The organism is Hwanghaeella grinnelliae (genome assembly GCF_004005845.1).
In the GTDB taxonomy this organism is placed as follows: domain Bacteria; phylum Pseudomonadota; class Alphaproteobacteria; order UBA8366; family Aestuariispiraceae; genus Hwanghaeella; species Hwanghaeella grinnelliae.
In genome coordinates, this window is record NZ_SADE01000001.1 from 195,715 (window position 1) to 214,840 (window position 19,126).

At 59.2% G+C, this 19,126-nt stretch carries 15 protein-coding genes; 7 read left to right on the forward strand and 8 right to left on the reverse strand.

Annotated elements, in window-relative coordinates:
* The gene (locus EOI86_RS00800) at window positions 1-906 is read left to right on the forward strand and encodes a DMT family transporter (protein ID WP_127763247.1); all 906 of its coding nucleotides are present in this window, start codon (window positions 1-3) and stop codon (window positions 904-906) included.
* Here EOI86_RS00800 and EOI86_RS00805 read toward each other — a convergent pair whose 3' ends face one another.
* From EOI86_RS00805 to EOI86_RS00820, 4 genes are all read right to left on the reverse strand, one after another.
* A complete protein-coding gene (locus tag EOI86_RS00805) occupies window positions 907-1,683 on the reverse strand; it encodes an SDR family oxidoreductase (RefSeq protein ID WP_127763248.1) in 777 nt (258 codons plus the stop codon).
* Window positions 1,684-1,720: 37 nt separating this feature from the next.
* Window positions 1,721-2,893 (reverse strand): glycosyltransferase family 4 protein, encoded by a 1,173-nt coding sequence (locus EOI86_RS00810; protein ID WP_127763249.1) that lies wholly within the window; start codon window positions 2,891-2,893, stop codon window positions 1,721-1,723.
* Between the two features lie 16 nt (window positions 2,894-2,909).
* A complete protein-coding gene (gene asnB, locus EOI86_RS00815; protein ID WP_127763250.1) occupies window positions 2,910-4,841 on the reverse strand; it encodes an asparagine synthase (glutamine-hydrolyzing) in 1,932 nt (643 codons plus the stop codon).
* 64 nt (window positions 4,842-4,905) lie between these two features.
* Entirely contained in the window at window positions 4,906-5,379 is a 474-nt protein-coding gene (locus tag EOI86_RS00820) for an Lrp/AsnC ligand binding domain-containing protein (RefSeq protein WP_127763251.1), read from the reverse strand.
* A 150-nt stretch (window positions 5,380-5,529) separates the two neighbouring features.
* On the opposite strand from EOI86_RS00820, the gene putA reads away from it, so the two are divergent.
* The 4 genes from putA to EOI86_RS00840 all read left to right on the forward strand — a co-directional run bounded on the left by putA (window position 5,530) and on the right by EOI86_RS00840 (window position 12,995).
* The gene (putA, locus tag EOI86_RS00825; RefSeq protein WP_127763252.1) at window positions 5,530-8,694 is read left to right on the forward strand and encodes a bifunctional proline dehydrogenase/L-glutamate gamma-semialdehyde dehydrogenase PutA; all 3,165 of its coding nucleotides are present in this window, start codon (window positions 5,530-5,532) and stop codon (window positions 8,692-8,694) included.
* A 42-nt stretch (window positions 8,695-8,736) separates the two neighbouring features.
* Window positions 8,737-10,047: a di-heme oxidoreductase family protein gene (locus tag EOI86_RS00830; protein ID WP_127763253.1), complete on the forward strand. Its 1,311-nt coding sequence runs from the start codon at window positions 8,737-8,739 to the stop codon at window positions 10,045-10,047.
* Window positions 10,048-10,217: 170 nt separating this feature from the next.
* Window positions 10,218-11,237 (forward strand): Fe(3+) ABC transporter substrate-binding protein, encoded by a 1,020-nt coding sequence (locus tag EOI86_RS00835; protein ID WP_127763254.1) that lies wholly within the window; start codon window positions 10,218-10,220, stop codon window positions 11,235-11,237.
* Between the two features lie 48 nt (window positions 11,238-11,285).
* Complete coding sequence (locus EOI86_RS00840; protein WP_127763255.1) at window positions 11,286-12,995, forward strand: ABC transporter permease; 1,710 nt, start codon at window positions 11,286-11,288, stop codon at window positions 12,993-12,995.
* Here EOI86_RS00840 and EOI86_RS00845 read toward each other — a convergent pair whose 3' ends face one another.
* Both EOI86_RS00845 and EOI86_RS00850 read right to left on the reverse strand, forming a co-directional pair.
* On the reverse strand, window positions 12,996-13,412 hold the full coding sequence (locus EOI86_RS00845) for a GFA family protein (RefSeq protein WP_127763256.1): 417 nt from the start codon (window positions 13,410-13,412) through the stop codon (window positions 12,996-12,998).
* A 104-nt stretch (window positions 13,413-13,516) separates the two neighbouring features.
* Complete coding sequence (locus EOI86_RS00850) at window positions 13,517-14,566, reverse strand: Glu/Leu/Phe/Val dehydrogenase dimerization domain-containing protein (RefSeq protein WP_127763257.1); 1,050 nt, start codon at window positions 14,564-14,566, stop codon at window positions 13,517-13,519.
* 305 nt (window positions 14,567-14,871) lie between these two features.
* Between EOI86_RS00850 and EOI86_RS00855 the strand changes: the two genes are divergently transcribed.
* Entirely contained in the window at window positions 14,872-15,798 is a 927-nt protein-coding gene (locus EOI86_RS00855) for a nucleoside hydrolase (RefSeq protein ID WP_161973640.1), read from the forward strand.
* Window positions 15,799-15,806: 8 nt separating this feature from the next.
* Here the strand turns inward: EOI86_RS00855 and EOI86_RS00860 are convergent, their stop codons facing one another.
* Window positions 15,807-16,403: a 2-hydroxychromene-2-carboxylate isomerase gene (locus EOI86_RS00860; protein WP_127763259.1), complete on the reverse strand. Its 597-nt coding sequence runs from the start codon at window positions 16,401-16,403 to the stop codon at window positions 15,807-15,809.
* A gap of 140 nt (window positions 16,404-16,543) precedes the next feature.
* On the opposite strand from EOI86_RS00860, the gene EOI86_RS00865 reads away from it, so the two are divergent.
* Window positions 16,544-17,458 (forward strand): DMT family transporter, encoded by a 915-nt coding sequence (locus EOI86_RS00865; protein WP_127763260.1) that lies wholly within the window; start codon window positions 16,544-16,546, stop codon window positions 17,456-17,458.
* A gap of 23 nt (window positions 17,459-17,481) precedes the next feature.
* Here the strand turns inward: EOI86_RS00865 and EOI86_RS00870 are convergent, their stop codons facing one another.
* On the reverse strand, window positions 17,482-19,089 hold the full coding sequence (locus EOI86_RS00870; protein ID WP_127763261.1) for an acyl-CoA synthetase: 1,608 nt from the start codon (window positions 19,087-19,089) through the stop codon (window positions 17,482-17,484).
* Window positions 19,090-19,126 lie beyond the last annotated feature (37 nt).

Here is a 19,126-nt window from a genome sequence, read left to right on the forward strand (position 1 = left end):
ATGACGATCAGCAATCAATCCAAAGATAGGCCTGTGCGCGGCATCGTTCTGATGATGGTGTCCGCGCTGTTCATCTCTGGGCAGGAGGCCATAGCCAAACACTTGATTGGCGACGGGTTGCCCCTGTCGCAGGTGATCTGGGCGCGCTATGCATCTCACCTGGCTTTGATGCTGGGTTTCATGCTGATTTTCGTCCTGCCCCGGGATGGAGGATCGGCGTTTCGATCCGCGCGACCGCTGGCCCAGGTCGGTAGGTCGATGTTGCTGTTGATCGACACGGTTCTCTATTTCTCGGCACTGACCTTCCTGTCACTGGTCGAGGTAACGGCCATCATGTTTATCGCGCCCATCCTGGTCGTTCTATTGGCGCGTCCACTGCTTGGCGAGAGCCTGACGGCCCGGCGCTTGATCGCCGTCGCGGTCGGTTTCTCCGGCGTGCTGATCATCGTGCGCCCGGGTTTTGATGGCGTGAGTTGGCCGGCCCTGCTGGTGATCGGCGCGGCAGTGTGCGTCGCGCTTTTCAACCTTGCGACGCGGCACATGCGGTCGGTCGATCCCAGCCGGGTCACGATGCTCTACACCGCCCTTGTCGGAACGGTAGCCGCATCGATCTGGGTGCCGTTGGAATGGGTGCCGCCAAGCCTGGATCAATGGGGGCTGATGATCGCGATCGGTCTGTTGGGCGGTACCGCGCACGGCCTGTTGATCGTGGCGCACCAGGACGCGCCCGCCTCAACAGTCGCCCCCTTCATGTATATCCAGATCCTCTGGGCGCTGGGGCTGGGATGGATGGTTTTCGGTGACTGGCCGGATATCGCCACCGCCATCGGTGCCGCGGTGATCATTGCGGGCGGGCTGATCGTCCTGATCGGAGAGGCCCGCCGCAACAATCGTCGATCGAAATGATCAGGTGATGCTGAGCACGTCACCATCGACACTGATGATCTGACCCGAGACTTTTTGGGCGAGGTCGGACGACAGGAACAGCGCCATGTTGGCGATGTCGTAAGGTGAAACGCTGGTCCGCATGGCGACGCCGGAGACCAGTTTCTCACGCATCGCGTCGAAAGAGATGTTCATCGCTTGTGCTTTGGCGTCGATCACCCGATCAATCCGCTCGCCGTCGACAATGCCCGGCAGGATCGCGTTGCTGCGGATGTTGTCGGGACCCAGTTCTGCGGCCAGTGTCTTGGTGAAGCCGACAACGGCCCATTTCGACGCCGCGTAGGGCAGGCGCATCGGAAAGCCAAGCCGTCCTGCGACGGAAGAAAGGTTGATGACGACACCTTTCTGGTTCGCCTTCAGCATCGGCGTTGCCAGCTTGGTGCAATAGAAATGGGCGGTGATGTTTACGTCGAGGGTGCGTTGCCAGTCGTCCAGTTCGATGTCTTCGACACGCGCGGTCGGCCCGGCGATGCCCACATTGTTGACCAGCACGTCCAACCCGCCGAGGGTCTTTTCCACGTCTTCGAACATTGCGCTGACGGCCTCGAAATCGGCGCAGTCGCAGTTCACAGCGGTGACGGAAGGATATTTGGCGCGAAGGTCTTCAAGCGCCTCGTCCACCACATCGCAGGTATAGACCCGCGCATTAGCCTTCACGTAGGTATCAACCATGGCGCGTCCTATACCGGCCGCCCCTGCCGAAATGAAAACCCTGGATCCTTTTAGATCTATCGACATGTCATTTCCTCCCTCATGGTATTCGGATTTCTTTGAATCAGTTCTCGCCGCCCAGCATGGATTCGTAAAGGGCCAATGTCTGCCCGATGATTACCGGTTCGGCGAATTCCTGCTCTGCGGCGTTCCTGGCAGCAGCCCCTAGTTTTTTTCGAAGGGCGGCATCGCCTGCCAGACGCTCCAAGGCGTCCGCCAGGGGTTTCGCCTGTTTTACCGGCACCAACAATCCGGTTTCGCCGTCGCGGCAAACTTCCCGACAGCCGGGAACGTCCGTCGCGACCATGGGCAGGCCGCAGGCCGCTGCTTCCAGCAGGGATTTCGGCAACCCTTCGCGATAGGACGGCAGAACCGCGATGTGACTTGCGGCATAGGCGTCGGCGATATCGGCCGTCGGGCCAGTCACCTCGACAATGCCTTCCGACCGCCATGCGTCGAGTGTCTCGGTCGGGATGGAAGCCGGATTGTCGTCGGTCGGGCCGATAAGCCGTATGACGATATCGCTTCCTTTGTGGCGGAGTATTCGCGCGGCCTCGACTAACTCGCCGATCCCCTTGTCCCACAGCATGCGGCTTACGCAACTGGCGATGATGGGGCCGTCAGGCTCAGGGGCGGGGGAGAAGGATATGGTATCGACGCCGGACCCTCGGATGATGGCGATCCTGTCCGGGCGTACGCCGATTTTGGTTTGGAACAGGGCGCTGTCGTCGCCGTTTTGCAGAATTAATCTGCTTTGCCGGCGGTTCAGTAAAACCCGGAACGCCGATATCAGAACCGGCCGAACGAGGGAGGCGAAAGCACCTTTGCTGATAAAAACGAAGCCCAAGCCCGCCATGGCATTGACCACATGGGGAACGCCCGCCAGCCAGGCTGCGATCGATCCGTACAGTACCGGCTTTACGGCGACCTGATGGACGATGTCTGGACGCACACGCTGGTAGAGTTTCCGAAGGGCCAGGATCGTTCCAATATCCGCCAATGGATTTCGGCCGCTACGGTCAAGACCGATGGGGTGAAGATCGAAGCCTTCTTTTCTGATCGTGTCACCATGGTCGCGAACACGGCAGGCGACGGCGACTTTCGCGCCCGCATCCCTGGCGGCCCGGGCAATAGGCAGGCGGTGGGAGCAGAAGTACCAGTCTTCGCTGATCAGGAAGAGAAGGTTCTTTCCTTCAAGGCTCTGTCTGGGGTTCGAACTCGGATGGGGGGGCGTCATGGCGCGGTCCGGCGTCTCAGGTAGACGGGGACCAACGGTCCATCCAGCTTTGCAGCATCAGGATGTTCCACAAGGCTTCGGCATGGTTGCCGTCGCCTTTCAGGTGGTCGCGAAAAGCGCGCAGGATCGGCTCCGGCTGTAATCCGGTTTGGTCGCGCAGGCGTTCCACGGAAAGCATCTCGAAAGCCCATTCCTTTAACGGACCGCGCAACCAATCGGCCAACGGTACGGCAAAGCCCGCTTTTGGCCGGTCCACCAGTTCTTTCGGAACATACCGGTCAAGAACCTGCCGCAGGGGCCATTTTCCCACGCCGTCGCGAATCTTGATCTCCTTTGGCAGGGACCACGCGTATTCGACGACGCGGTGGTCCAGCAAGGGCACACGTGCTTCAAGGCTGCATGCCATGCTGGCCCGGTCCACTTTGGTCAAAATGTCCCCGGGCAGGTAGCTTAACGTATCGTAATAGGCCATGCGTTCGGTGAAGTCCGACAAGGCGGCGCCGCCGCGCCACATGGAAAGTTCAGGTTCGTCGATCCCGGTAAGGTTCGTGGGCTTGTCCCAATGGCTCACCAGGGCGCGGTACGCGTCATCCTCGCTGCCGCTTGCCAGCAGATCCGCCAGCTTATGCATCTTGTCACCCATCATACGGGGCCGTTTTCCGCTGGGGATCAGCGCCGCCAGGGAATCCCAGGTACCGGTCGGCAACACACGCAAACCGCCCGCGGCCATGGAACGGACCGATCCGGGGACGCTTTTCGCCTTGCCCCAGGCGGTGGCGGCGGCGCGATAGCGGTTGTAGCCGAAGAACACTTCGTCTCCACCGTCTCCGGAAAGCGCGACGGTAACGTGATCACGCGCCAGTTTTGAGACGAGCCAGGTCGGCATGGCTGACGAATCGGCAAATGGCTCGTCATGCCAATCCGGCATTTGGGGGATGAGATTGCGGGCGTCGTCCGCCGTCAACATCAGTTCCGTATGGTCTGTACCCAAATGCTCGGCGACACCGCGTGCCTGATCGGCCTCGTTATAGCCTGCGTTTTCGAAGCCGATGGTGAAACTCTTGATCGGGCGGGATGAGCAATCCTGCATCAGCGCGGCAATCACACTACTATCCACACCGCCGGACAGCATGACGCCAAGCGGCACGTCGGCCACCATACGGCGCTCCACGGCATCGCGCAGCAGGGGTTCAAGCCGGTCTACGGCGGCTTGCGGTTCCGGTGAGCTACGGTCCTTCAGGATCGTATGATCCAGGTTCCAATACCGTTCGATCCGTGGTTCGCGGTCGATACCCGGGCGATAGCGCAGGACGCAACCTGGCTCCAGCTTGAAAATACCGTCATAGATGGTGAGCGGGGCGGGGACGTAGTTGTAGCGCAGATATTGTGTCATCGCCGCGCGGTTCATCCGGGGTGTCCAACCGCTTTTAGCCCGCAGGGATTTCAGCTCCGACCCGTACAGAAACATGCCGTCCTGGATACCGAAATAGATCGGCTTGATACCGAGCCGGTCGCGGATCAGCGTCAATTCGCGTTTCTTTTTATCCCATAGGGCGACGGCGAACATACCGATCAGGCGCTCGACGGTTTCATCCACACCCCAGGCCGAGAACCCCTCCAGCATGACTTCCGTGTCGGACTGGCCGCGCAGGCGGCGGCCCTCGGTCTCCAGCACCTGGCGCAGTGACTGGTAGTTATAGATTTCGCCATTGTAGGTGACGACATACCGATCGCAGCTGGATGTCATCGGTTGATTGCCCGACGGTGTCAGGTCGATGATCGCAAGGCGCCGAAAACCCATGCCGACGCCGGCCTCCGAACTCAGCCAATGGCCGCCGCTGTCGGGCCCGCGGTGCAGCATGGCGTCGGTCATGGCATTGACCTGCGCCAGCAACTCCTTCGGACCCTTTTCGGCTTTTGCTTCGATGAAACCAGCTATCCCGCACATATTTCGGAACCTAAGGCGTTTTTGCCCGATAGGACAGATCGAAAATCATCATTTGGATGCAGCGTCACGATAGAGGTACGGGAAGGCTTGCGCCCTCCTTCACAGGTTCCATGACCACATAAGTCGAGGTGGAGGCAATCCCGGGCAGATTGTTGATGATGTCGCCCAGGAAAGTTCGGAATGCATCCATGTCCGCTGTCCGGACTTTCAGGATATAGTCGAAACCGCCCGCCACCATATGACATTCGACAATCTCGTCGATCCCGGCGATTGCTGCTTTGAACTTGTCGAACACGTCGCTGGTTGTCTTGTCGAGAGAGACTTGAACAAAGACGGCAAGACCAAGCTGAAGCTTTGCCGGGTCTAGCCGCGCCGAGTATCCGCGAATGAAGCCGTCCTTCTCAAGCCGGCGTACCCGTTCCAGACAGGGGGTCGGCGACAGATTGATGCGCCGGGCTAACTCCACGTTCGACAACCGCCCGTCGGATTGCAGCAACCGCAGGATCGACCGATCGATACGGTCCAGGGATTTTCGCATAATAGAATAATTCACTGCTTAATGATGAATTTACCAGATGAAATAGCAAAATATTTCCAAGTTTAGAAGCACATTCGGGAAGGGTTGTCCTATGATCCTACCGCCGTAACTTGAATGGTGTTGCCATTCTTCTAACACAGGGGGCCCGTCATGCTGTTCTCCGATTCCGATTTCCGCGACCTCACATCCACAAGCCAGGAACGCAAGGCTGTCCGTGCCGCCTATCGCATGGACGAGGAAGCCTGCCTCGCAGAGCGGTTGAAGCAGGCAAGCCTGCAGGCCGACGCCATAGATCGGATTGAGGAGCGGGCACGGAATTTGGTGCGGCGGGTGCGGGAGGACCGGGTGAAGTCCTCCGGCATCGATGCCTTCATGCATGAATACGAACTTTCCAGCCAGGAAGGCGTCGTTTTGATGTGCCTGGCGGAAGCCTTGTTGCGCATCCCCGATTCCGAAACCGCGGATGCGTTGATCAAGGATAAGATCGGCGGAGGAAACTGGGAATCGCATCTGGGACATTCGGAATCGCTTTTCGTGAATGCCTCCACCTGGGGGCTGATGCTGACCGGAAAATTGGTGAAGTTGGAGGACGCGAAGCCGGAATTCGACTGGCGTTCCACGCTCAGCCGCATGGTGCACCGCTCTGGTGAGCCCGTTATCCGGCAGGCGGTGACCCAGGCGATGCGCGTGATGGGCCGGCAATTCGTGATGGGCCGTACCATCGAGGAAGCGACCGATCGAGCGAAGTCTGCGGAGAAGATCGGGTATCGGCATTCCTATGACATGCTGGGCGAAGCCGCGCGGACGATGGATGATGCGGAACGCTATTTCCAAGCGTATGCGCATGCGATTGAGGTAATCGGCAAGAAGGCGAAAGGGCGCGGTCCGATCGACTCTCCCGGTGTATCAATCAAACTTTCCGCCCTCCACTCGCGGTATGAATTCATCCAGCGAGACCGCGTGATGGCCGAACTCTATCCGAAGCTGATGGACCTCGCCCAGATGGCCAAAGCGCAGGATATCGGCCTTTGTGTGGATGCTGAGGAAGCGGACCGTCTGGATATCTCGATGGACGTCATCAAGGCGGCCAGCGGCGACGCTTCCCTTAAGGGATGGGACGGTTTCGGATTGGCCGTACAGGCCTATCAGAAACGCGCGGCGCCGCTGATCGACTGGTTGGAAGATGTTGCCGGGCGCACGAACCGGCGCCTGATGGTGCGGCTGGTGAAGGGCGCTTATTGGGACACGGAAGTGAAACGGGCCCAGGAAATGGGTGAGGACGGTTATCCGGTCTTCACGCGGAAGGTTTCTACCGACGTTTCCTACCTGGCCTGTGCCCGGAAGTTGTTGGAGGGGAAAGAGGCCTTCTATCCCTGTTTCGCGACCCATAACGCACACTCGGTGGCGGCGGTCATCGAAATGGCCGGGAACCGCAATGACTATGAGTTTCAGCGCCTGCACGGCATGGGTGACGCGCTTTACGAACAGATTGTCGGTAAGGACAAGTTGGGCCTGAATTGCCGGATTTATGCGCCGGTTGGAAGCCATGAAGACTTGCTGGCCTATCTGGTTCGGCGGTTATTGGAAAACGGCGCAAACACCTCTTTCGTCAACCGGATCGTCGATGAAAAGCAGCCGCTCGCGGCGATTGTCGCGGACCCGATTGCGGCGGCTCGTTCGCTGCGTCAGGCCGCGCATCCGTCAATACCCGTTCCGCGCAACCTATATGGCGAAGGTCGTGCCAACGCCAAGGGGATGGACGTTACGGATGTGGCCAAGCTGGAACCCCTTCGCGATGCGATGATGGCGACGCTGGATGAGAATTGGTGGGCGGGTCCCATTGTTGGCGGTCGCCCGCGGGACGTGCTGACCGGTCGGGTCGTCCATGGCCCGGCGGATAACGGCAAGCCCATCGGCCGTGTCCTCGATGCGACGGCGGAAGACGCCACGACGGCGTTGGACCGTGCCCATCGCGCGCGCCATGCCTGGGACCGGACGCCGGCCACGCAGCGGGCGGATATCCTGCGACGCATTGCCGATCTGTATGAGGAAAACATGCCGCGGCTAATGGCCTTTGCGGTGCGTGAGGCCGGCAAGTCCATACCGGACGCGATTGCCGAAGTGCGCGAAGCAGTCGATTTCCTGCGTTATTACGCCGGCAAGGCGGAAGAGGATTTTTCTGGTCCGACGGTTCTGCCGGGACCGACCGGGGAATCGAACAGCATTTCCCTGCACGGCCGGGGCGTCTTCCTGTGCATATCGCCCTGGAATTTTCCGTTGGCGATCTTCACCGGCCAGGTGGCCGCGGCGCTGGCGGCAGGAAATTGCGTGCTGGCGAAACCGGCGGAGCAAACCCCGATCATCGCGTATGAAGCTGTTCGCCTGATGCACCGGGCCGGACTTCCGGACGACGTTCTTTCCCTGTTGCCGGGGGATGGGCCGACCATCGGAAACGCCCTTCTGCCGGATCCGCGCATTGCGGGCGTTGCCTTTACAGGGTCGACCGATACGGCGCGCATCATCAACAAGGCGCTGGCGAACCGGGAAGGGCCGATCGCCCCTCTGATCGCGGAGACCGGCGGACAGAATGCAATGATCGTCGATTCTTCCGCCCTGCCGGAACAGGTAACCCGTGATGTGCTTATTTCCGCGTTCCAAAGCGCGGGACAGCGCTGTTCAGCCCTGCGTGTTCTGTTCGTCCAACAAGACATCGCAGACAAACTGACCAAGATGATTGCCGGCGCCATGAAGGAATTGCGGATCGGCGATCCCTCCCTACTGGCGACCGATGTCGGACCGGTGATTGACGACGAGGCGAAGGCAATGTTGAGCAAACACGCGGAGCGGATGGACCGCGACGCAAAGCTTATCTACCGCACGCCCATGCCGGAAAGCTGTGAAACGGGTACTTTCTTTGCGCCCTGTGCCTATGAAATTCCCAGTTTGGATGTTCTGGAGCGAGAAGTCTTTGGCCCGGTTCTGCACGTCGTCCGTTACAAGGCGGCGGAGTTGGATAAGGTGATCGATGCCATCAACGGCACGGGCTACGGCCTGACCGCCGCGGTCCATAGCCGCGTCGAAGCCACGGTGAACCACATCGTCGATCGGCTTGAGGTCGGCAATGCCTATGTGAACCGAAACCAGATCGGCGCGATCGTCGGTGTTCAGCCTTTCGGCGGGGAGGGGCTTTCGGGCACCGGACCGAAGGCTGGCGGACCGCGTTATCTGCATCGTTTTGCAACGGAACGTGTCGTCAGCGTCGATACGACGGCGGCCGGCGGAAATGCCTCCCTGATGTCGATGGAAGAGGACTAGTCGGCGTTTCCCATACGCGCCGTCCTGGCTTAAACAGGTGGTATGAAACGGGTCTGCCTCTTCGCCTTTCTTGCGCTGCTTTCGGCCGGCGTTGTGCCCAGCAAGGCGCAGGAAACCTTTTTGCATTCGCTTCCGGGGTCGGATGTCGCCGGAACATCCGACCTGCGCGAGGGGCGTCGGCTTTTCAACCTTCATTTTCTGGACCAACCTGTTGGGGCGAAACCAGGCGGGGGATTAGGCCCTCTCTTCAACAGGAATGCGTGTTCCACGTGTCATCCGCGCGGTGGGCGCGGCGCCGCGCCCGAGGGGCCGGACGACCCCCTGTTGACAGGGTTGGTGCGTTTGAGCGTGCCGGGAGAGGCCAAGAACGGCGGCCCGCTTCCTCATCCACGTTATGGCGGACAGTTGAACACGCGCGGCATACGCGGCGTGCCTGCGGAGGCGGAGGTGTCGATCACCTATCAGGTCATCACAGGCCGCTATGGAGACGGAACGCCCTATGAACTGCGCAAGCCCGTGCTTGCCTTTCGGGATACCGCCTATGGCCGTCTTGATGATGCCCTGACGTCGCTGCGGATTGGGCAACCGATCTATGGACTGGGGTTGCTGGATGCCGTGTCCGACGATGCTTTAGAAGCCTGGGCCGATCCGGAGGATCGGGACGACAATGGAATATCAGGGCGTGTGAACCGGGTTTGGAACGCCGCGCTCGGGGGTACGGTCCTCGGCCGGTTTGGTTGGAAGGCGAACGAACCGGACCTCGTGCAGCAGACGGCGGCGGCCTTTCTCGGCGATATCGGCATCACCAACCCCTTGTTCCCGCGTCATGACTGTGGTGTGGGACAGGAAGCCTGCCGGAAAGCCGCGGCGCGCATACCCGAACTGCTTGATGCTGGTATTGTCCGGGTTGCTGATTATGTGAGGACGATTGCGCCACCCGCGCGGCGAGGTGCAGAAACCACACTCGACGGTGAGAAACTGTTCGAAGAAGCCGGGTGCGCCCTATGCCACCGACCGTCTTTTGGGAAGATTCAATCGAGTCGTTCCTACTTGAACGGTCTGCAGGTGGATGCGTTTACCGACTTGCTTCTCCATGACATGGGCGAAGAGTTGGCGGATGGGCGCCCTGATTTCGAGGCAAGCGGACGGGAATGGCGGACGCCGCCGCTCTGGGGGCTTGGTCTTGCCGAGGCGGTACATGGCCGCTACGCGCTTTTGCATGACGGACGCGCCCAAAGCCTCGAAGAGGCTATCCTGTGGCATGGCGGTGAGGCTGAGGCGTCGCGGGAGGCGTTTCGTGCCTTTGACTTCGATCAACGTGCCGCTTTGATCGCCTTTCTAAAATCCCTCTAGTTCAAGAAAACGTGATTGGCTGGCAATGAATGCAAGTGCGAGTGACTTGCAATATTAATCTATTCGCGATACCTCATAGTTGCGACCGCGACGCAATCGCCGAAAGGTGAGTGGCGATCCTTCGGTGCGCGCGGTGGAAACGAATAATCAGCAGTGGGACAGGAATTAAGATGCAGTGGAAAACAAGTTTTGGTGCGGCAATCGTCATGACGGGTATGGCTGCCGCGTCCGTTTCGGCATTGGCCGCGGAAGTGAATGTCTATTCCTATCGCCAGCCTTTCCTTATCGAGCCGATGTTTGAAGAGTTCACAAAGGAAACGGGCATCGACGTCAACGTCGTCTTCGCGAAAGAAGGTTTGGTGGAACGCCTGAAGCAGGAAGGCATCAACAGCCCGGCGGACCTTCTTCTGACCGTCGACATTTCCCGCCTTGCCGCTATCAAAAAGGCTGGCGTGACTCAGCCGGTTTCAAGCGATGTGCTGGATGATGCGGTTCCGGCGAATCTGCGCGACGACGATGGCCATTGGTTTGGGCTGACAACCCGCGCGCGTATCATTTATGCGTCTAAGGACCGTGTCCCCAAGGGAACGGTGACCAGCTATGAAGATCTGACCAAGCCCGAATGGAAAGGCAAGATCTGCACGCGCAGCGGATCGCATGTCTATAACATCGCGTTGCTTGCCTCCAAGATCGCACATGACGGTGCGGACAAGGCGAAGGCATGGCTGAGCGGCCTGAAAGACAACCTGGCCCGTAAGCCCGAAGGTAATGACCGTGCCCAGGTCAAAGCCATCAAGGAAGGCGAATGCGACCTAGCGCTTGGCAACCACTACTATATGGGCGCGATGCTGGCGAAGCCGGAGCAGAAAGCATGGGCGGAAAGCGCCTATATCATTTTCCCCGATCAGGACGGACGCGGCACGCATGTAAATGTCTCCGGCATCGCCCTGACCAAGGCCGCGCCGAACAAGGAAAACGCCATCAAATTGATGGAATTCCTCGCCGGTGAGACCGCCCAGGAAATGTATGCGGAACTGAACAACGAATATCCGGTTCGCGCCGGCGTTGAATGGTCGCCACTGTTGAAGTCCTGGGGTGAGTTCAAGGCGGATGACCTAAGCCTGTCCGCCATCGCTGAGCTGACGCCGAAAGCGCAGAAACTGGTGGACGAAGTCGGCTACAACGAGTAGGCGTCCCCTTCGCCCTTTTAGGGGCAGGGACAATAAACTCGGGTCGAAATGACGGAAATCGTCGAACCGACAGGCGAATTATTGATGAAGCCTTCCCGGCCCGCGTCCGCAACAGGACGCGGGCGTTGGGTTCTTGGGGCTCTTTTCGTCGCGGGCATGGTACTTCTTCCGGTGCTGTCCATTGTGTGGATCGCCTTCAATCCGGTCGAGAATATCTGGCCCCACCTTCTCTCAACGGTACTGCCGCGTTATGTCAGCAACACGTTGACCTTAATGATCGGGGTTGGTGTCGGCACGACCGTGGGGGGCATCACGACCGCTTGGCTGGTCACCATGTGTCGGTTTCCCGGCAAGCGGTTCTTCGAATGGGCCCTGATCTTGCCATTGGCGATGCCAGCCTATGTGGTCGCCTATGTCTATACGGACTTGCTGGAATATGCCGGCCCCGTTCAATCCGCCCTTCGAGATTTGATGGGATGGGAGCTGAAGTCGGATTATTGGTTCCCGCCGATCCGTAGCCATGGTGGGGCCATCGTCGTCTTGTCGTTGGTCTTGTATCCTTACGTTTACATGATGGCGCGAGCGGCGTTCTTGCAGCAATCGGTCTGTGTCCTTGAAGCGGGGCGCGTGCTGGGCCGCAGCCCCTGGCGCTGCTTCTGGACGATTGGTCTGCCATTGGCACGGCCCGCTGTGGTGGCCGGCGTCGCGCTGGCGATGATGGAGACCCTCAACGATTTCGGAACGATCGATTTCTTCGGCGTCCATACATTGACCGCCGGTGTCTTCGATGTCTGGCTGAACATGGGCAATGCGGGCGGCGCCGCGCAAATAGCACTGGTCATGTTGGTCTTCGTGATCGGACTGTTGTGGATTGAACGGCAGTCGCGTAGACGGCAGCGATTTCATCAGACGACGAACCGTTACCAAGCTTTGCCCGGCTATGCGTTGAGGCCGTCCTTGCGCGTCGGAGCGGTTCTGATGTGCGCCCTGCCGATCATCCTGGGTTTCGTCGTTCCCGCCGCAATCCTGCTCGATTACGCGGTCCTGTATTTCGATCAATCCTTCTCGATCGAGTATTTCGAATTCGCCCGGAACAGCCTGCTACTGTCGGGAATCTCGGCCTGCGCGGCGGTGATGGTCGGATTGTTCCTCGCCTATGCCATGCGCATCGGCGGCGGCAAGGTTTTGAACACGGCTGCCCGGTTGGCCAGTGTCGGCTATGCGGTGCCCGGTGCGGTCCTTGCGGTCGGTGTGCTGGTTCCATTCGCCCGGTTCGACAATGGGATCGATGCGGTCATGCGCAGCACCTTCGATGTGTCCACGGGTCTGCTTCTGTCGGGCACTGTCTTTGCGCTGGTCTTTGCCTATGTGGTCCGGTTCCTTGCGGTCGGCATGGGCGGGGTGGAAGCCAGCCTGGCCAAGGTCACGAAGAATATGGACGATGCGGCGCGGACATTGGGACATGGCCCCTGGGCGACCCTGAAACGTGTTCATTTGCCGATGATCCGCAGCGGCATATTGGGCGGCGCTGTCCTGGTGTTCGTCGATACCATGAAAGAACTGCCGGCGACGCTTATTCTGCGGCCGTTCAACTTCGACACGTTGGCAACTTTCGTCTACCAGTATGCGAGCGATGAGCGTTTGGCGGAAAGCGCGCTTGGCGCTCTTACAATCGTTGCCGCCGGCGTGGTTCCCGTCCTGATGCTAAGCCGCGCGATCAGCACAGCCCGGCCAGGTCATGCGGGTGAAGACAGCTGATCAAATTGACGGTTCCGTATCGTCCGTTGGAAAAACCTCCGCGCCCTCGGGTATGTCGTAATAGTCGCCTTTGAACTGGGCGAAGATATGACGGTTCATCTGCAGGTCATGTGTGTCGTTGAGTGAGCCGGCACCGACGGAAACCCTTCCACTTTCCGTTTGGCGCCAGAACAGGTTCGACCCACAGTGTCCGCAAAAACCGCGTTCCGCCTTTTCCGAAGACCGGTACCAAATCAGGGCGTTCTCCCGGTCGGCAATCGTCAAATCGTTTTCTGAGACTTCCGCGGACGCAGCATAGTGACCGCTGGTCCGGCGACATTGCCCGCAATGGCAGCCGATTATGGGATCGAGGAGGCCGTCGATTCGGTAGGCTACAGCGCCGCACAAACACCCACCCGTTGTTGGTTTGACCGTCATGACGTTTCGTCCGGATTGCCGGGACGCAAAAAGCCCCGACGGCACTTCACCATCGGGGCCTTCGGGTGTCCAGCACCTGGGTAGCCTAGGCGTTCAAGTCGCCGTTACGCGGCCTGCTGTGCGGTGCCCAAGCGAAATTTGCGTTCCGCAAGCCGGTCAGCGGCGGTATGGGTTGGTAGCCCCTCGCTTTCGGCCAAGGCATAGATTTCAAGCAGGACATCGCCGATGCCGGCGACATGGGCGAAGGCCTGACCGTGATCGTAGTCAGGGCCTTCGTGGTAGATGTGGATAACCCCACCCGCGTTGATTACGTAATCGGGCGCATAGAGGATACCCCGTTGCGCCAGATGATCGCCGTCCGCCGCCGTGGCCAATTGGTTGTTGGCTGAGCCGGCAACGATTGACGCCTTGAGGCGTGCGATCGTCGTTTCGGTCAAGGTCGCGCCGAGGGCACAGGGTGCATAGACGTCGACATCCGCGTCGTAGATATCGTCCAGCGGAACCGTAACGGCGTTCAGTTCCTTTTCTGCGCGCGCCATGGCGGTCTGGTTGATATCCGTGACGACCAATTTAGCGCCGGCGACACACAGTTGGTTGGCCAAATCATAGCCGACATGCCCCAAACCCTGGACGGCTACGCGCACGCCCGTAAGGTCGTCCTTGCCCAGCTTGTATTTCACTGAAGCCTTGATTCCGGCGAAGACGCCATAAGCGGTTGCAGGGGAAGGATCGCCACCTTCGCCTTTGACGCCTTTGACATGGGCCGTGCCGCGGCGGATTTCAGTCATGTCATCCGGAGTCGTCCCGACGTCCTCGGCAATCGTATAGGTACCGTTCAGGCGATCGACCAAGCGGCCCATAGCGCGCATCATCGCAGGCGTTTTTTCGGTTTTGGCATCGCCAATGATGACGGACTTCCCACCCCCATACGGCAGATTCGCCAAGGCGTTCTTATAGGTCATGCCTTTGGATAGGCGGAGGACATCGGTCAGGGCGTCGTCCTCGCTGGCATAGTCCCACATTCTGCACCCGCCAAGGGCAGGGCCCCGGTTGGTGTTGTGTACGGCGATGATCGCATTCAAACCGGTCGCTTCGTCATGACAGTAGACGACTTGTTCGTGATTATCGAAGTGAGGGGAACTGAAAAGGGACATTGGGTCGCTCCTTCCTGGGCAGGCAGCAAAGTCCAATTCTTGCCGGCCCGAACGGCGCGCTTTTACAGGCGACGGAACGCCGGGCCATGCGCAGCTGCCATTGAAATATTATTTCAATAATATAATGCTCTTTTGCGCATGTCCCAATCATCTAAATGAGAGGAACAGAAAAAAGACGCAATGTTTTCAGTTCGTTAATGCGTATGGAAAGGAAAGTTCGTTTGGCGCAAACTGCACGCATTGAAGTTGCGGTATCGCGCTGCACGCATTGCGCCGCACAAAAGCCGTGAAGCATGGGGTGGGGCATGAAGGTTGGTCAGAACGGAAGACGATTGCGGGCGATCATCGACTGCGATCCGGGTGTCGACGATGCTATCGCCTTGATGGTGGCGTCCTCGCCCGATTCAGAATTCGAGCTGATCGGCGTCACCGCAGTCGCCGGCAATTTGCCGCTTCAGGACACTTTCCGGAACGCACGGGCTTTAATGGCTTTTCTCGGCCGGCCTGACTTGCCGGTGCTTGCGGGCGCGGACCGGCCCATGACCCGCGAACCGGTTCCCGCCATTCACCATATTCACGGGGCGAATGGGCTTGGTGGGTATGAATTGGAAATGCCCATCGCGTCGACACCGACCAAAACGGCGATCGAGTATATTATTGAAGCCTGTTCCCAAGGACCGGTCACATTGTGCCCCATCGGTCCTTTGACAACGATTGCGCAACTGTTGGCAAAGGCGCCCGAAGTCATTCCGGCCATCGACCGTATCGTTCTTATGGGCGGGGCTGCCTTCGTACCGGGAAATGTCACGCAAACTGCGGAATTCAATATCTGGGCGGATCCGCATGCGGCGGCCGTGATCTTCAATGCGCCGATCGAAAAGGTGATGATCGGATTGGATGTGACACTACAAGTCGGGGCCGAGCCGTCTTGGATCGAAACTCTCGCGAATCCTGGGCACCGAACAGCGTTGGCGGCGGCGGCGATGCTGCGAGGGTATAACAGTGGCTCGATGGCACTGCATGACCCCTGCGTCCCGGTATTCTTGGATCGGCCGGATTTGTTCGACGGCCAGCGTTGCCGTGTATCCGTTGGAACGGAAGACGGGTCCGATGGCTATGGGCAGACATTTGCAACGCCGGACCCGTCGGGTGATACAATTGTTTTGAACAAGGTGGACGCGGACGGTGTCCGCGCCCATGTCGCCGAGGCAATTTTCTCACTGGGCGATTGAGTGAGCTTTCAGAGGCCGAGTTTCTTCTCGACGAAGAAAAGGCGGTCCTGCCCCCAGAACGGTTCTCCATCGACGATATACCAGGGCATGCCGAATACGCCGGCCTCGATGGCCTCATCGGTATATTGCTCAAACCGTGCGGCGACGTCTTCGCTCTTCGAACGCTCCAGTAGAGCTGGGCCGTCCAGCCCTTCGGCGGTGGCGATGGCGGCAACGGTGTCTTCATCCGCCAAATTCTCGTCTTCCGCCCAGCAACCGCGCATCAATGCAAAGGAGAGGGCGCCGATATCCAGGCCCATCAATTGCGCGGCGATTGCGATCTGCGCGGAGCACCGATCGGGCGTCGGATGGAATTTCGGTTGCAGGTTCAAGGCAAGCCCGGACTCGTCCCGCCAGCGACGGAGTTCGGCAAGACGGTAGTTGCGGCGCTGGACAGGGCGTTTGGCAAGGGGTAACCCACCGCTTGCGGCAAAGACCTTTCCAGCGTCGATCGGTCTGAAGTTAATTGTGGTATTTGCCTGTTTCGCAGCGTTTATCAGGCGCTGATGGCCCAGATAGGACCATGGCGAAAGGTGAGAATAGTAGTAATCGATAGTACCGGCCAAAATGTTTCCCCCGTCCAGACTTGTTTATGTGGGCTACAGAATATCCTTATTGCGAGTGCGGGCAAGAGTTCAGAATGCTGGCAACAGACTGCCGGTGACGATTAAGTAAACGACGATTTTTTGCAGAGGTTGATATTCAGATGGTAGGCACGGCGATATTCGAACGCCAAAATCGCGCGGTTGCAGGCATCGCCCATATGCTGTTCGGCATGCTGATTCTGACGGGTATGGACGTGCTGGTGAAGGTCATCGTCCAAGCGGATTTTCATCCGATCCAGATCCTTTTTGTCCGTGGGTGGATCGTGCTTGCGATCATGTTCGCCGTACTGCCCTGGTTCGGCGGGCTGCCTGCGCTGAAACCCGTTCGTCCGTATGCCTTAGTGGTTCGGGGTGCGATCGGATTTCTGGCGCCTTTCAGTTTTTTCACGGCGTTGAAAACAGTTCCCCTGGCCGATGCGACCGTGGTGTTCTTCGCGGCGCCGCTGTTGATGACAGGTTTGTCCCCCTTTGTGCTCAAGGAAAAGGTCGGCCCGTATCGTTGGGGCGCGGTCGTGGTTGGGTTTGTTGGGGTCGTTATTGCCGTGAACCCGTCGACAAGCGGAATGAATCCGATGTTGTTCATGGTTTTCCTGGCACTGCTCGCGTACACCGCGCTGGCATTGATGGGGCGCTGGTTGGGGGATACGGAAACAACCTTCCGGCTGGTGTTCTATTTCAACCTTGGAATACTTGTCGTGTCTTCGGTTCTTGTCGCCTTCGTCTGGAAGCCGATTTCCATTGAAGCCTTCGGGGCGTTGATCGCGATATCCGTCATGGCCCTGGTCGGTCATGTGTTGCTGACGAAGGCATTCATCATGGCGCCCTTGTCGATCGTTTCCCCATTTGAATACAGCTCGCTGCTTTGGGCTGCTGTCCTGGGGTATCTGGTCTTTGGCGATGTACCGCCGGAAACGGTATGGATCGGGGGGGCGATCATCGCAGCCAGCGGTATGTTCATCCTGTATCGGGAAGCCCGATTGGCAAGAAGGCCGAAAGTGGAACCGCCGCCTGCGTGAGGCTGGGCAGTTAGCTCGGACCGCTATCCCCGGGCGCGCAATTCGCGCCGCATTATTTTGCCGGTTGTCGTCATCGGCAATTCGTCGATGAATTCTATCAGCCGGGGATATTCATGGGCGGCCAGTTGTCGTTTAACGAATGACTGGATCTCCGTCGCCAACGCGTCTGACGGCTTGGCGCCTTCCCGCAAGACAATGAACGCCTTGACCGCTTCCGTCCGGACGGGGTCCGGCACGCCGACAACGGCGGCCAAGGCGACCGCGTCGTGTTTCAGAAGGCAATCCTCTACCTCACCCGGGCCGATCCGGTAACCGGCTGAGGTGATGACGTCATCGTTCCGGCCGCCATACCAGATATAACCGTCTTCGTCCTGCGAACCGGTATCGCCGGTGAGCAACCAATCGCCGATGAATTTTTCGCGCGTGGCGTCGGGGTTGTTCCAATATTCCAAAAACATCACAGGGTCCGGCCGATGGACGGCGATGTTGCCGGTTTCACCCGCCGGCAAAGCATTGCCCTCGTCATCGATGATGGCCACGCGATGCCCCGGGATCGGCTTGCCCATCGAACCGGGTCGGATCGGGTCCAGATCCGCATTGTTCCCGACAACAAGGTTGCATTCGGTCTGGCCGTAGAACTCGTTGATCGTCACGCCGAAGGTGCTGCGGCCCCAATCGAGAAGGTTTGCCCCCAGGCTTTCACCGCCGGATGCAACCGACCGCACGTTCATTGCCTTCCCGGCTGCGGTCAGCGGGACCTGTCGCATCAACTTCAATGCGGTTGGCGGCAGGAACATGTTCCGCACACCGTGCTCCGCGATCAGGGCGTAGGTTTCTTCCGGATCGAATTTCGCCGCGCGATATGTCAGGACCGGTATGCCATGATGAAGGGAGGGGAGCAGCACATCAATCAGACCGCCGATCCAGGCCCAATCGGCCGGTGTCCAGTACAGGTCGCCCGGTTGCGGGAAAAAACCATGCGGATACTCGACCCCGGGCAAATGGCCCAGCAAGACGCGGTGCGCATGCAGGGCGCCTTTGGGTGGCCCTGTAGTGCCGGACGTAAAGATGATCAAGGCTGGGTCGTCCGCCGCCGTATCCACCGGCGCGAAGGCGTCTGACGCCTTTTCCATCACAGTGTGGTAGTCGGTCGCGCCATCGGCGGGGCCATCAATGCAGAGGATCAGCTTCAAGGAAGGCAATCGATCCCGTATCGCGGCGATTTTCGGCAGGCTAGCTTGATCGGTCACCAAGGCGGCGGCTCCACAAGCGCCCAACCGGTATTCAAGAGCGTCTTCGCCGAACAAGGTAAAAAGTGGTGTCGCGATCAAGCCTGCCTTATATGCGGCGATATGGGCAACCGCGGTTTCCGGCGCTTGGGGCAACAGGATCCCGATGCGATCCCCGCGCGTCAGCCCGGATGCGATCAACACGTTTGCCAGCTTGTTCGACAGGCGTTTCAAGTCCCCGAAGGTATAGACCTGGGTATCCTGTCCGTCTCGTTTGTGGATCAGTGCCGGCTTCGCGGACGGATGTTTGTCACAGACATCGACGCCGATATTGTACCGGTCCGGTATGGGCCAGGTGAAATCGCGGCAGAGCTGTGAATAGGTATCGGCGGGTGTCAACATCTCGCCGTATCGTTAGCCCGCCCCGGTCCCGGCGTCT